The organism is Rariglobus hedericola (genome assembly GCF_007559335.1).
Taxonomy (GTDB): domain Bacteria; phylum Verrucomicrobiota; class Verrucomicrobiia; order Opitutales; family Opitutaceae; genus Rariglobus; species Rariglobus hedericola.
This window is the reverse complement of the sequence record NZ_VMBG01000002.1, coordinates 1,083,634-1,096,728: the sequence shown is the minus strand read 5'-3', so window position 1 is coordinate 1,096,728 and position 13,095 is coordinate 1,083,634. Positions and strand designations below refer to the sequence as shown.

11 protein-coding genes are annotated in these 13,095 nt (G+C 62.1%); 8 read left to right on the top strand and 3 right to left on the bottom strand.

The features are described from left to right. Positions 1 to 2 precede the first annotated feature (2 nt). The 3 genes from FPL22_RS17870 (at position 3) to FPL22_RS14875 (ending at position 2,308) form a co-directional block, all read left to right on the top strand. Positions 3 to 794 carry an ABC transporter ATP-binding protein gene (locus FPL22_RS17870; RefSeq protein WP_203235163.1) on the top strand — a complete coding sequence of 264 codons (792 nt, stop codon included), beginning with the start codon at positions 3 to 5 and terminating at the stop codon, positions 792 to 794. 70 nt (positions 795 to 864) lie between these two features. Next, positions 865 to 1,572, top strand: coding sequence for an ABC transporter ATP-binding protein (locus FPL22_RS17865; protein ID WP_203235162.1), 708 nt, complete (start codon positions 865 to 867; stop codon positions 1,570 to 1,572). A 28-nt stretch (positions 1,573 to 1,600) separates the two neighbouring features. Then, on the top strand, positions 1,601 to 2,308 hold the full coding sequence (locus tag FPL22_RS14875; protein ID WP_144353775.1) for a hypothetical protein: 708 nt from the start codon (positions 1,601 to 1,603) through the stop codon (positions 2,306 to 2,308). Positions 2,309 to 2,327: 19 nt separating this feature from the next. Here the strand turns inward: FPL22_RS14875 and FPL22_RS14870 are convergent, their stop codons facing one another. Continuing rightward, a complete protein-coding gene (locus FPL22_RS14870; RefSeq protein WP_144353774.1) occupies positions 2,328 to 3,116 on the bottom strand; it encodes a hypothetical protein in 789 nt (262 codons plus the stop codon). 101 nt (positions 3,117 to 3,217) lie between these two features. On the opposite strand from FPL22_RS14870, the gene FPL22_RS14865 reads away from it, so the two are divergent. After that, positions 3,218 to 4,066, top strand: coding sequence for a hypothetical protein (locus tag FPL22_RS14865; protein WP_144353773.1), 849 nt, complete (start codon positions 3,218 to 3,220; stop codon positions 4,064 to 4,066). A gap of 63 nt (positions 4,067 to 4,129) precedes the next feature. Here FPL22_RS14865 and FPL22_RS14860 read toward each other — a convergent pair whose 3' ends face one another. Together FPL22_RS14860 and FPL22_RS14855 are read right to left on the bottom strand one after the other, a co-directional pair. Continuing rightward, positions 4,130 to 6,091, bottom strand: coding sequence for a GlcG/HbpS family heme-binding protein (locus FPL22_RS14860; protein ID WP_144353772.1), 1,962 nt, complete (start codon positions 6,089 to 6,091; stop codon positions 4,130 to 4,132). Positions 6,092 to 6,106: 15 nt separating this feature from the next. Beyond that, positions 6,107 to 7,255, bottom strand: coding sequence for a multiheme c-type cytochrome (locus FPL22_RS14855; protein ID WP_162525324.1), 1,149 nt, complete (start codon positions 7,253 to 7,255; stop codon positions 6,107 to 6,109). Positions 7,256 to 7,429: 174 nt separating this feature from the next. Here FPL22_RS14855 and FPL22_RS14850 point away from each other — a divergent pair, with 174 nt between their 5' ends. From FPL22_RS14850 to FPL22_RS14835, 4 genes are read left to right on the top strand one after another with little or no spacing between them, the layout of a single operon-like run. Continuing rightward, positions 7,430 to 8,725: a 2Fe-2S iron-sulfur cluster-binding protein gene (locus tag FPL22_RS14850; RefSeq protein WP_144353770.1), complete on the top strand. Its 1,296-nt coding sequence runs from the start codon at positions 7,430 to 7,432 to the stop codon at positions 8,723 to 8,725. Then, on the top strand, positions 8,725 to 10,503 hold the full coding sequence (locus tag FPL22_RS14845) for a cyclic nucleotide-binding domain-containing protein (protein WP_144353769.1): 1,779 nt from the start codon (positions 8,725 to 8,727) through the stop codon (positions 10,501 to 10,503). Before FPL22_RS14850 ends, FPL22_RS14845 begins: the two co-directional genes overlap by 1 nt. Then, positions 10,500 to 11,327 carry a hypothetical protein gene (locus tag FPL22_RS14840; RefSeq protein ID WP_144353768.1) on the top strand — a complete coding sequence of 276 codons (828 nt, stop codon included), beginning with the start codon at positions 10,500 to 10,502 and terminating at the stop codon, positions 11,325 to 11,327. Before FPL22_RS14845 ends, FPL22_RS14840 begins: the two co-directional genes overlap by 4 nt. Then, a complete protein-coding gene (locus FPL22_RS14835) occupies positions 11,324 to 13,054 on the top strand; it encodes a cytochrome c3 family protein (protein WP_144353767.1) in 1,731 nt (576 codons plus the stop codon). Before FPL22_RS14840 ends, FPL22_RS14835 begins: the two co-directional genes overlap by 4 nt. Positions 13,055 to 13,095: the final 41 nt, after the last annotated feature.

Genomic DNA, 13,095 nt, shown 5'->3' with positions numbered 1-13,095 from the left:
TCATGCCCGCTCCCCTGCTCCAACTCCGGCAGACCACCCTGCGCTTCGGCGGACTCACCGCGGTCAACAGCATCGATCTGGCCATCCCCGTAGGCTCGCTCTCGGGACTCATCGGCCCCAACGGCGCGGGCAAGACCACGCTCTTCAATCTCATCACCGGCGTTTACGCACCCTCCTCCGGTGGTATCCTTTTTGGCGATACCGATCTGGCCGGACACACCTCGCCCGAGATCGCCGCGCTCGGCATCGCCCGCACGTTTCAAAATATCCGCCTCTTTGGCCGCCTCAGCGTCTTCGACAACGTCCGTGTCGCCTGCAACCTCCACCGCCGCGCCCATCCGCTCCAGGCCCTCATCCGCCTCCGCGCTTTCCGCGACGATGAAGCCGCCATCACCCGCCGCGCCGAGGAATTGCTAGGGATTTTCAACCTCCTCCGCTTCCGCGACACCCCCGCCACCAGCCTGCCCTACGGCGAACAACGCCGCCTCGAAATCGTCCGCGCCCTCGCCACCCAGCCGCGCCTCCTCCTTCTCGACGAACCCGCCGCCGGCATGAACCCGAGCGAAAAACTCGAACTCGCCCGCCTGATTCAGCAGATCCACGCCCGGTTCAACCTCACGATCCTCCTCGTCGAACACTCGATGAAAGTCGTGATGGGCGTCTGCCAGCACATCGCCGTCCTGGACCACGGCGTAAAAATCGCCGAAGGCACCCCCGCCGAAATCCAAAAAGACCCCAAAGTCATCGAAGCATATCTGGGCGAGGAGCCGGTAAAGTTGAACGCTAAGAGTTGAGTGTTCAGCTCCCCCAACTTCCCAACCTCCGATCACTCAAATCTCATCACTCAACTCTCAACTTTTCCGAATGCTCTCCGTCAAAAACCTCTCCGTCTGTTACGGCGCGATTAACGCCGTGAGCGACTTGTCCTTTGAGGTTCCCCAAGGCGGCATCGTCACCCTCCTCGGCGGCAACGGCGCGGGTAAAACCACCACCCTGCGCACCATCTCCGGACTGATGCGTGCACGCGGCGGACACGTCACTTTCGCCGGCGAAGACATCACCACGCTCGCTCCGCACGCCATCGTCGCCCGAGGCATCGGTCACGTGCCCGAGGGACGCATGGTTTTCGCCAATCTCACCGTCGCCGAAAATCTCTCGCTCGGCGCCTACCTGCAGCGCGACTCCACCGACATCGCCCGCAGCCTCGACTACGTTTTCGAACTCTTCCCCCGACTAAAAGAACGCCTCAAACAAACCGCCGGCACGCTCTCCGGCGGAGAACAACAGATGCTCGCCATCGGCCGCGCACTCATGGGCCGCCCGAAGTTTCTCATGCTCGACGAACCTTCGCTGGGTATCGCTCCGCGTCTCGTGCGCACGATTTTCGAGAAGATCGTCGAGATCAACCGCACCCAGGGCATCACGATTCTCCTCGTCGAACAGAACGCCAACCTCGCCCTCGAAATCTCCTCCCACGGCTACGTCCTGGAGACCGGCCGCATCGCCGTCGCCGGCACCAGCCGCGAACTGAGAGAAGACCCACGTCTCAAAGCCGCCTACCTCGGCGGATGAGCACAACCGCTCACCCCTCTTATCTCTCATGATCGCACTCATCAGCTCAACGCTCTACCCGTCAGCTTCACATTCTTATGATGGTGCCCGATCTCGTTTTTCAAATTTGGAACGATTGGAGCACACCAAGGGCACGGTGGCCTCTCTCGTCGCGCTGGGGTTTAAGCGCATAGTGATTGCGGACAACAGTCTTGACTGGCACCCCGCAACCGAGGCCTCGCTCGCACCCGCCGAGGTATGGCGGATTCCCACTCCGGAGTTTCGCAACAGAGGTCTTTCGGAGCTTTTCCTCCTTCGAGCCGCAGCCGCCCGTCTTCCCGCCAATGAACCTGTGATCAAGGTTTCCGGTCGCTACCTTCTGTCCCGCAATCCTCTCACCTATATCGGCGATGCCGATGTCGCCGTCAAAGGAGACAGCTTCACCAAGCGGAACGGCGCCATGTCCACACGTGCCTACGGTTGCCGCGATGTCGCCACGTTCCAACGGTTGCTCACATTTTCCATCACCGAGATTTTTGCCTACCCCGCACGCATCGTCGGCCCCGGGTCCTTGTTAAGAATCATTCGAGCCTCACTGTGGCCCGCCAAGGACACATTTTCCTACGATGATCCGCCTCACTCAATCGAGTTGGTCATGGCTCGTTCCATCAAGCTAATGAAACTCAAGGTTCATTTCCTCTCACCATTGGGCGTGAGGGGCATCCTCGCCGGCAGCGGCGAAACAATTGACGAATAAATAAAACGCTTAAGAGCGTTTATTCTAACGTGACAGGGGCCATCTCCATCTTGGGTGGCACCTGCGGCTGCTCCAGTCGCACTTCAAAATCCATCCCATCCCCGCCAGCCTTCAAAGCAGGCGTCACCCTCAGTCGCAGATCACCGATTTCAATCAGTCCTCTGCTTCCAGGTCGCACCGAAACCTCGGGCGAGGTCAGAACCTCGATGCCGGGCACCCCTTCCAGCTTCTTCAAAACCTCCGTTTCTTCGTCCGCGACCCACACTTCACCATGTTGTAGCGTGTTCGCCGCATTCGTATCGAGATTATCAAGGCCGACCGATTTCCCTGCCGTCTCATCCAGCGAAAGAAATCGACTCGAAACAGTCACCGTCTCCCCACCATCGTCCGTCTTCCCGATGACCGGCTTCACAAACGCATATAACCGTTTCCCGTCGGGCAGGCGGTAGCCGCCTGTTACCACGACTTCTCCCGATTTGAGGTCTGCTCGCAGCGCCGAACTCAACATATCTACTTCCATCGGACGGCGTAACTCCGCGAGTTGCTCCCGCGCCGCTGCCAATGTCGTATCTCGTTCCGCCAAGCGAGCCTGCGAATCGGCCAATTGCGCCGTCAACGCCGCTTTTTCGCGCGTCAGCCGATCCAGCTCGATGGGCGGCGAAACGCTTTCCACGACACGGGGGCGCAGCATCGCGGGCGGTGGTGTCGCCTCAGCTGCGTTATCGGACACGTGCAGCCAGCGGTGCATGAGGAACGCCCCCAGCAGGACGCCAAACAGGCCGGTCAGAATGATAGAGAGGGATTTCACGCGGTCTTTCCCCCGCATTAAGTGAGTCGTCGCGGGAGAAGCCAGTTGAACATTTGCCAAACGCGCCGGTCGCAACCACCCTGACTCACCCCACTCCTTCCATGCTTAACCGCCTCGTTTCATTGTCCGCGCTTTCACTCTCGCTGCTCACGATGCTTCAAGCCGAAGCCGTCAAGCTCACCGGCGCCAACGGTCGTTCCGTCGAGTTCGCCGGCATCTGGGAGGCCCGTCCCGAGGGTCTCATCGTGGTCACCTCGGCCGAAAGTTCCCCGGTCATCGTCGCGTGGGACAAGTTCGATCTCACCAAGCTCAAAACCGAGCAACCCGCGCTCGAAGCCGCCCGCCAGCGAGCCGTTTTTCTCCGCAGTGCCCAGCCGGTGAACCTCGGTCTGTTTGCCGAGATCCTCACCGCCACCCAGGTCGGCTCCGAGATCCGCCGCGTGCTCGACGAACCGTCGACGGTAAAAGTCCCCGTCGCTTTCCGCACAACCACCGAAACCACCGTGCAGGCCCAAGTCGTCACCATTTACCCGACCGTCTGGGACGGGCTTTTCATTCCTCCCGTGACCGCCGTCAACCAGCGCAGCAAAACCGAGACGGAAACCCGCCAGATCACGCCCGACGAAATCACGACCACTCCCCGTCGCGTGCTGCAGCAATTCGCCCGCACGACCGACGTTCTCCAGTCCGACCGCCGCGCCCTCTTCGAACTCAACAAGGTCAACCCCCAGCTGCTCGAAGCCGCCGCCCAGGGTCTCGAACGCATCCGCGCCAGTCTCCCGCCCAAACAGTTTCTCGCCAACGACCCCACGCTGCAAACCCTCGCTCAGCGTCTCACCGAAGCGATCCAGACCATCCGTGATCTGCCCACCGGGCAGACCGTGAGCCGCGCCCAGCAGGATCGTATCCGCGATTTCCTTACGCTGGCCGATCATCCGATTCTGCGCTGAGGCTTGGCTCATCAGCCGTCGCCGGATCGCGTCCGGTTCGCACGGCTGACAACCGGCACGCGATCAAGGACGTGTGACCGTCAGACGCAAAAAGCGGCTGCCCGGTCCTGTCACCGCGACCGCATCCTCGACCGTCACGGTCAACGTGCCGACTCCCGTCTCCACGATGGATTGGGCGCCACCCAGATTTTGCACGGCACCACCACCGGTGCTTCGCGCGATGGGCGTCCAGGTGGTCAGGTTCGTCGAAACCTCCACACTGTAAACCAAGTCGATTGCCGCTGATACGCGGCGGAAAACGATCTCCAGTCGGCTGGATCCATTCACAGAAATCATCGGGCCCGCCCCGGCTGCGTCGGCCACGCGCGGATCGAGACCGAAGGCGTATTCAAATAAATTGGACAACCCGTCGCCATCGGTGTCGACCCCGGGCGCCGTGATAAGTCCGCTGGCAAGCTCCGCCTCGGTGAAATTCAACGCCGTGAACGTCGGGAAACCGGGCGCGATGGCCGGCACCGGAGTTTCCAGTGCGGAATCACGCGGGAACTTGGCGTAGGGCAATCGCACGCCGAGATACAAGGTCTCATCGGCGCGGATCGCCTGGGCCGGCTGCAGCCCGAACGTGCCGGAAGCGGCCACCAGATCGTCTTGATCGATACCATCACCCGAGACACCGATCGCGCCGATCAGCACCCCGTTGCGATAAAGCGGGATGCCACCGGGGAAGATCGTGATGCCGTTGGGCAGGTTGGCATTCGGCGTGCCCACCCCCGTCAACAGCGGACCCGAGTAGCGTTCTTGAAGTCCGTTGAACGGGCCGGCCGACGTGCCGTTGATACCGGGCGGATACATCGTCTGGGCGAGAAAACCCACCGTGCGAGAAGAGAACGCGCGGGTGGCATTCGAGAAAAAGACCGCCGTGCGCGCTTTTTGCACCGACACGTCCCAGGAGAAAATCGTGGCATCCGGCGTGCGAAAGGTGCCCAGCACCGTTGCGGGAACACCCGCCTGGTTGGGATTGTTCACCACGGTGATGAAGGCCTGCATTCCCTGCCCTGCGGGCAAACGGATACCCGCGCGCGTGAGCCGGGTGCGCTCAGCCCCCAGCGCGAGCACTTGGCGAACCTCCGCCGCCGTCAGGCGCGGCTGGCCGCTGATCAGTCCGGGCACCGGATCAGCCTTGATCAACGCGCGCACTTCACCGCGCACTCCTCCCAACACATCAACCGGCCACACGACCGGCGCCGGCGGCGCGGGTTGCGGCGGCAACGTGCTGGTCGATGACGAAGCCAGTCGCGCAATGCTGGCCACGTAGTCCACGCGTATCCCGTCGATAAATACATTTGAACCCCACAGCTCGGGGCCCGTCCCGTAACCGATCTGTCCCGCCAGCGCGACCGCTTCGTCGCCATCGGCGCCCGTGATGCTCGCGTTCTCCGTCTCGGTTCCATCACCGGTAACGCCGATCCCGGCCACCAATTGCCCGCCTACATACAGCGGCACGCCACCCGGCGAAGCATACAGTCGCGTCCCCAGGATTCGGCTGCCCGGTGTCAGCACGCCCGCCGGAGTCGCCGTGCCGTTGGGCACGCCATCGTTTTCACGGAAAAAATTAATGTCCGACAGCGCTAGATTGGAAAAACCCACTCCCACCAACGGCCCGGGCGGACGGTTCAAAACCCCGGCCGGAAAGTTTTGCTGTATGATGCTTCCCGCCGTGCGCGTCGTGAAGGCGTGGCGATTACTGCTCAGGAAAACTGCCGTGCCCGCCTTTGAAATCGCGATGGCCCGCTCCGTGGCCGTAACTGCTCCGGCACCATTGGCACGTCGCACCAACAGCACGCGTCCATCGCGGTCAACGAGGGCAATGACGTAGGAATTCATCGACGACTCCGCCGCACGATCAGCCGCCTGCACATAGATGCGCTCCACATCCGCCGAGGACAACTGCGCCGCGTTCATCCACGAAAAAGCCGCGCTGAAAATCAGCGTCGAAACACCGCAGAGAATTCGTGAACGAGACATGTTAAGAAAGCGTGATCACCGCAGTGTCCGGGCAAACGCATCGAGAGACTGGCTAAATTCCACCGGCTGAAACCCGGGAATGGATTGGACCTGGGCAAAGAGTTTCGTGAGACGGGCCGACGCATCGGGCGAACGCTTTTCGGCCGGAAGCGCGTTGAGCAAACGGTCCAGCGCCAGCACCAGACGCTCGGCGCGATACGCGTGTTGCAGGCTGGCGATTTTCGAATCCAAAAATTCCGCATGCGTGGAGGCGAGATTACGCAGGAGCACGGATACTTGGGCGGAGTTAAACGATGTCGCCAGCGCACGCGCCTGCCGCGCGGCAATATCGCGGGCCCGCGCGTAGTTTTCCGGTCCCGGTTCAGCCAGACGGGCATCGCCCGCCACTCCCGCGGAAACGGCATCCGGACCTTCGGCGCGTTGCATCAACCAGACCAGCGCCTGCCAGCGCTGAATCTCATCAACAGATGCCGTCTGCTGCAGCATCGCCCAGCTCACTTCGCGCAAGGCGACCCACTGGCCGACCTGCCAGGCTTGCGCACCATTGTAGTTTGCCGTCTCCCGCCAGTGCCGCGGCTGCGAAGCGGTCTGTCCATCGAGCTCGAAAATCAACCGCGGATGCTTTCCCGTCACTACGAGATCGGTATCTATATTCTGGTGACACGCCACGCAACTGCCCGCTCGTGCGTTCAGATCGCCCAGTTCCTTCATGCCTGCAGCGACCTTGTCGGCATGCGTGTAATCGGTGCGCGTATGGCTGCGCAGCCAGTCGCCGGCCGGTCCGTGGCAACTCGCACAGGAAACGCCTTCATTCACGCGCGCATCGGGAGCCAGCAATCCGGGCGTAGCCACCTGCACCGCGTGAAAGGGTGCATGGCACGTCGTGCACCGCGTGCTCACGGTCGGGTCAGGAATATTCAGGGCCTCCGCCATGCGCGCCGAACGCGCGGTGGTAAGAGTGGCAAACGACCGCGAGTGCACATCGCGCTGAGACCACACCGCATACTGAAGACTCTTCTCCGAAGCACCGCCGTGGCAGCCACTGGTGGCGCACGAACTCGCACCTAAAATCGAGGGGTGAATGAACACATCCGAAGCGATCAGGGGCGGCGTAACCTCCGCGTTGCACAGGCACGCGGCCGCCAAACCTGTTGAGATCAGCATCAGCCGGCAACCCGAGTATGTTATAAAATAATTAAGTATCGGCATTCCGGATAAAATAGTTGTTTTCCCTATGCGGGTTCCTCCAATTTCCCGATAGCGTCAAACGTTCAATCCTGACCATCGCAACAGTGGAATTTTCCACGGGGCGAAAGGAGACGATGCAAACACCAATTCATGTGGACCGACCTTTTCACTTTTAATTCATCACACCCGGCCCAGATCGTCGGGTGGGTAATTGTGGGTGGTATCATGGTCCAAGTCGGCTGCTGGGCGGGTGGAGGTGTCCGCCGCTATGTTTTTGACCGCCGACGCATCCGTCTCGAACAGGAACGGCTCACGCTGGATATCCACGCGGCCCGTTTACGCATCCAATCCGTCGAGCTCGCGCGCTCCGCTTGGAATGGCATCCGTAAGTTCACCGTCAGCCAGAAGGTGTTCGAGTGCGATGACACCTACTCGTTTTATTTGAAGCCTCATGACGGGAAACCGCTGCCGTCATTCAAGCCGGGACAATACCTCACATTTCAACTCACCGTGCCGGGCTCGGCCAAGCCGGTCATCCGCTGTTATTCGCTCTCCGATTGCGCACGCCCGACGCACTACCGGGTCACCATCAAACGCTGCCCGCCCCCGGCTGGCTCTTCGCATCCGCCCGGCATCGGCTCGTCGTTTTTCTGCGATTCCATCAAGGAGGGCGACATCCTCGATGTGAAGGCCCCGAACGGCCACTTCTTCCTGGATCTCGAAAAACCGCGGCCTGTCGTGCTCATCTCCGGCGGCGTGGGCGTCACGCCGATGGTCAGCATGGCCAACGCGTTGATCGAGGCCGGCGACAACCGCGAGATCTGGTTCTTCTTCGGTGCGCGCAACAGCCGTGATCACATGTTCAAGGATTACATGGCGGAGCTCGTCGCCAAACACCCGCACGCCCGCATTCACGTGTGTTATTCGAAACCGCTGCCGGCCGATGTCCACGGACGCGATTACCATCACGAGAGCCGGGTGAACGTGGCCCTTTTCAAAGAGCTGCTTCCTTCCAACAACTACGATTATTTCCTGTGCGGCCCGGGTCCGTTCATGGAGAGCATCACCGACGATCTGCGCGCGTGGGGCGTGCCCGATTCCTGGGTTCACTACGAAGCGTTCGGTCCCGCATCGGTCAAAAAAGCCGCGCCGCCCGAAGTCAAAAAATCGCTCAATGATGCTCCGGTCGCCGGCATCGAAGTTACGTTTTCCAAATCGGGCATCACCGCGATCTGGGACTCGGCGTATGACTCACTTCTCGATCTGGCCGAGAGTCGCGACATCAAGATCGATGCCGGCTGCCGCGCCGGCAATTGCGGCTCCTGCCTCGTGGCGGTGAAGTCGGGAGAAGTTGAATACCTCGGCGGCCACGGTGCCGACGCAGAAAAAGGCTCCTGCCTCACGTGTATCTGCAAACCCAAGGGTAAACTCGTGATCGACGCCTGATGAGCACCGTTGTCACCGGGCTCGATCGTCCACGCCGCTGGGATTCGCCTTTCACTGATGACCTGACCGATCAGGACATCAGCCGTCTGCTTTTACGTCCGCCGTTCGCGGACATGAAGGCCGACAACTTCCCTCGCTCGGCCCCGCTCCCCGATGTTTTAAAGAACGACGCCCGCCTGCGCACTTACGCCAAAGGCGAGATCATCGTGCGTGAAGGCGACTACGGCACCTCGGCGTTTTTGATTTTGCGCGGCTCGGCCCGGGTGGTCCTCGCGCCTGGCCTGCCGCCCTCCGCCGTCGGTCGTCGCGAACCGGCACGTCGAGGGATTTTCCGCGCCATCGCCCAGCTCTGGGCGAACTCGCGCGAGGACGAGGTCGCCCGCAAAAAGACGCGCAAAGGTTCCTTCACTCAAGGCAAGGCCGAGACCAACATCATCCTTCAAGATGTTCCCCGCGTGCTCGACCAGCACCGCACCGCGACCATCCGCGCGGGAGACTTTTTCGGTGAGATCGCCGCCCTCTCGCGCATGCCGCGCACCGCCACGATTTTCGCCGAAGAGGACGAAACCGAGTTGCTGGAAATCCGCTGGCAGGGCCTGCGCGATCTCATGCGTTATGATCCCGCGCTGCGCACCCACATCGACCGCATCTATCGCGAACGCGCCCTCTCGACCTACCTCGCCGAAATCCCGTTCCTCCAGCATCTCGACGAGGCCGGCAAGGCCCGCGTGATGGCCGCCACGCAGTTCGAGACCTACGGCGATTACGACTGGTCCGGCGACTACAAGAAACTTGTGCAGGCCGGTGCCTCCGCCGGCAAGGAACCCATCATCGCCGCCGAGGGCGACTACCCCAACGGCATCGTGATGATTCGCGCAGGGTTTGCCCGGCTCACCCAACGTTACGGCGACGGCCATCGCACCCTCAACTACCTCGGCTCCGGTCGTATCTACGGCTGGAACGAGATCGCGAACAACTGGCGTGATCCGGGCCGGCCTGTCGCGTTGCAACACACGTTGCGCGTCATCGGCTACACACACGTGCTGGTGATTCCCGCCGCCGTGATCGAACAAGTCGTGCTGCCCTCGCTGCCTAAGCACCTGCTGCCCGATCTGATCAATACCGGCGGCACCGGAGCGGCTTCGCCTTTCACGACTTCGCCGTTTGCCAAGACGATCGCTCCAGCCGCTGCGGCGGACAAAGCCGTGCCGTCCGTCGCCGCAGCCGAGGGCTCCGACACGCGTGTGGGTTCGGAGATGATCGAGTTCCTCACCGCCAATCGTTATTTCAACGGCACCGAGACCATGGTCATCGACATGGATCGTTGCACGCGTTGCGACGACTGCGTGCGCGCTTGCTCGGATACCCACGACAACAATCCGCGCTTCCTGCGCCACGGCCCGATTCACGACAGTATCATGGTCGCGCAGGCCTGCATGCACTGCGCCGATCCGGTGTGCATGATCGGCTGTCCCACAGGCGCCATCCATCGCGATTCCTTCGAGGGCGAGGTCGTCATCAATCCGGCCAGCTGCATCGGTTGCAGCGTGTGCGCGAACAACTGCCCCTACGACGCCATTCGCATGACGGAGCAACGCGACGAATCCGGCGGCATCCTCATCGCCAGCGACGCCAAGCCGATCGTCAAAGCCACCAAGTGCGATCTCTGCATCGATCAATACGGCGGCCCCGCCTGCGAACGCGCCTGTCCGCACGACGCGCTCAAACGCATCAACCTCAACACGCTCGACGAACTCGCGGCGTGGATCAACCGATGATCCGCGGCCTCGCCCTTCGTCGTTCCGGTTTCCTCGCCGCGCTGCTGATCGCCTCGGTCGCGGCCATCTGGCTGCACGAAGCGATGCGTCCCGTGTATCCACATCTTGTTTACATCACAGGTTGGGGATTGCTGGCCCTCATGCTGGTGCTCACCGGCTACAACGCCCGCAAAAAGCTCACGTTCCTGCCGCTGCTTTCCTCGCGCGTTTGGTTTCAGATCCACGTTTACCTCGGCTTGTTCACCGGTCTCGCCTTCCTGCTCCATCTGCAATGGCGGTTTCCGACCGGCTGGTTTGAGATCACACTCGCTGCGATGTTCGCCGGCGTCACGCTCAGCGGCATTGCCGGTTGGTGGTTGTCCCGTCTCCTGCCGAAGCGACTCACGACGGCCGGCGGCGAAGTTCCCTATGACCGCATTCCGGTGATCCGCCGCGATCTGCGCTCTCAGGCCGAGGCTCTGGTGCTCAGCGCCATCCCCACGGCAAAGGCCACCACGCTGGCGGATTTTTACACCGCCCGCCTCGCGGTTTTCTTTGCCGGCCCCGCCAATTTCCGCGCCCATGCCTTCGGCTCGCGCCGTCCGCTGGCGGCCCTGCTCGATGCGTTCACCGAAGTGAACCGCTTCCTCAGCCCCGCTGAAAAGGAAACCTCCGCGCAACTCGCTCAACTCGTGCGGCAGAAAGATGCCCTCGATTTCCACCGCGCCGTGCAGCTGCTGCTCAAGACGTGGTTGTTTGTCCATATCCCGCTGACCTACGGACTGCTCGTTTTTAGCTTCGTCCATGTCGTCCTGGTTTACGCATTTGCCGGAGGTGCCCGATGAGCGAAGGTCGCACCCCCTCCCCCAATTTCGACGAATCGCGTTACGAGCGTCCGAATAAAAACTGGCTCTGCGGTCACGCCTGCGACGGTTGCCCATGCCGCATCGGGCCAAGCCCGTCCGGCGAATGTCGCGCCACCACCGAGTGCAAACCGCAGCTCGTCACGGCTCCAGGTGAAACCAAGGGCACGTGGAAATGCACGCGCCCCAAAGACTGGGGCGGCACCTGCCCCGATGGTCCGCTCCCTGACGGCACGTGCTGCAAAGCCGTCACCAAATGCCGTCCCGTGCGCAGCCTGCGCGCCCGCCGTGGACTCATCACGCGCGCCTTTGTCATCGTCTGCGTCGCGCTGTTGTTGATCGGCCTCGGCGGCACCTTGCGCGAATCCTTCATCAACCCCGCGCCGCTTTCCCCCGCCCACTCCGGCCCTGAGTTTGCCCGTCTCGCCGCGAAGCACGCGAACATCTCGGTTTCCGATGCCGGCCAGGGCTGCGTGGCCTGTCACCCGGGTATCAATGGCAACTTCACCGCGCTCGCCTCCGAAGCCACCGGCGTGGCCCGCAACGGTCTGGCCGCCTCGCGTTTCATCACGCCGCATCCGAAGGATTTTTCCCGCATGGATGCTTCGTGCGTGACCTGTCATTCGGGCCACACGTTTCACCAGGCCAGCGTCGCGAAGGACATGTCGTGTTCCGTCTGTCATCTTGAACACAAGGGCCCCGGCACGCTCGCCGCCGTCTCTGCGCAAAACTGCGTGACTTGCCACGGCGACGCGGACCAGATGCGTCTCGCCTCGGAAAAGGCCGCTACGCTTTCCACCGCGATGCTCAGCAAAACCATCGCTCCGGGGCTCATCACTCCGGCCGTTTCGCGCCCTGCCGCCGGCTTCACCCAGCTTATCCAGGGGTTCGCCACCAACCACCCCGAGTTCCAAGTCGTGCGTGAGAAAAACGCCGACCGGAATACGCTTAAGTTCAACCACGCGCTTCACCTGACCGGCTCCGCCATTCCCACGTTGGGCGGCAAATCCCTGGAGTGCGCCTCGTGCCACCAGCCCGACGCCTCCGGTGCTTTTATGCAGCGCGTGAGCTTCGAGAAAAACTGTCGCTCCTGTCATTCGCTCTCCATCGACGAAACCACGCCGGGGCTCGAACTTCCCCACGGCAACCCCGACTTCGCCCGCGCCTTCCTGCGCAGCTTGCCCACGCAATACGCCGACCACGCCAAGCGCCGTCTCGGCATGACCGGACAACGCGACATCGAAGCCTTCGTGAAAGCCCGTATCACCGGCCTGCGTGAGCGCACGCTCTCCGGCGAGAACCTCGAACGCGCCGTCTTCTTCGCTGATGGCGCGAAGGGCGAAGCCACCATCATCGCCGGCCGCGAAGGCCTCGCCCGCGCCCGTTTTGCCGGTTGCGCCTACTGCCACGAGGTCACGCCGCAGGGCAACGCCACGCCGCTCGTCACCACGCCGCAGGCACCCGACCGCTGGATGCCGCACGCATCGTTCAACCACGCAAAACACACCACCATGGCATGCGTGGACTGCCATACCAGCGCCACCAGCAGCCAGCTCACCGCCGATGTCATCATGCCCACGCAGCAATCCTGCGTTGCGTGTCACTCGCCCAAAGGCGGCGCCGGCGACAGCTGCATGACTTGCCATAACTATCACAACACCGCACCGGCCGGCCTGACCGCAGCGCTACGGACCGCCATTCTGCAATGAAGCGCGGGCGGACTCATGGTTTCCGGGCAGCGACCGCGCTG

Coding starts and splice junctions, on each gene's coding strand:
- FPL22_RS14840 (WP_144353768.1), top strand. CDS start 10,500: ATGATCCGCGGCCTCGCCCTTCGTCGTTCCGGTTTCCTCGCCGCGCTG.
- FPL22_RS14860 (WP_144353772.1), bottom strand. CDS start 6,091: ATGTCTCGTTCACGAATTCTCTGCGGTGTTTCGACGCTGATTTTCAGC.
- FPL22_RS14845 (WP_144353769.1), top strand. CDS start 8,725: ATGAGCACCGTTGTCACCGGGCTCGATCGTCCACGCCGCTGGGATTCG.
- FPL22_RS14865 (WP_144353773.1), top strand. CDS start 3,218: ATGCTTAACCGCCTCGTTTCATTGTCCGCGCTTTCACTCTCGCTGCTC.
- FPL22_RS14835 (WP_144353767.1), top strand. CDS start 11,324: ATGAGCGAAGGTCGCACCCCCTCCCCCAATTTCGACGAATCGCGTTAC.
- FPL22_RS17870 (WP_203235163.1), top strand. CDS start 3: ATGCCCGCTCCCCTGCTCCAACTCCGGCAGACCACCCTGCGCTTCGGC.
- FPL22_RS14875 (WP_144353775.1), top strand. CDS start 1,601: ATGATCGCACTCATCAGCTCAACGCTCTACCCGTCAGCTTCACATTCT.
- FPL22_RS17865 (WP_203235162.1), top strand. CDS start 865: ATGCTCTCCGTCAAAAACCTCTCCGTCTGTTACGGCGCGATTAACGCC.
- FPL22_RS14855 (WP_162525324.1), bottom strand. CDS start 7,255: ATGCTGATCTCAACAGGTTTGGCGGCCGCGTGCCTGTGCAACGCGGAG.
- FPL22_RS14850 (WP_144353770.1), top strand. CDS start 7,430: ATGTGGACCGACCTTTTCACTTTTAATTCATCACACCCGGCCCAGATC.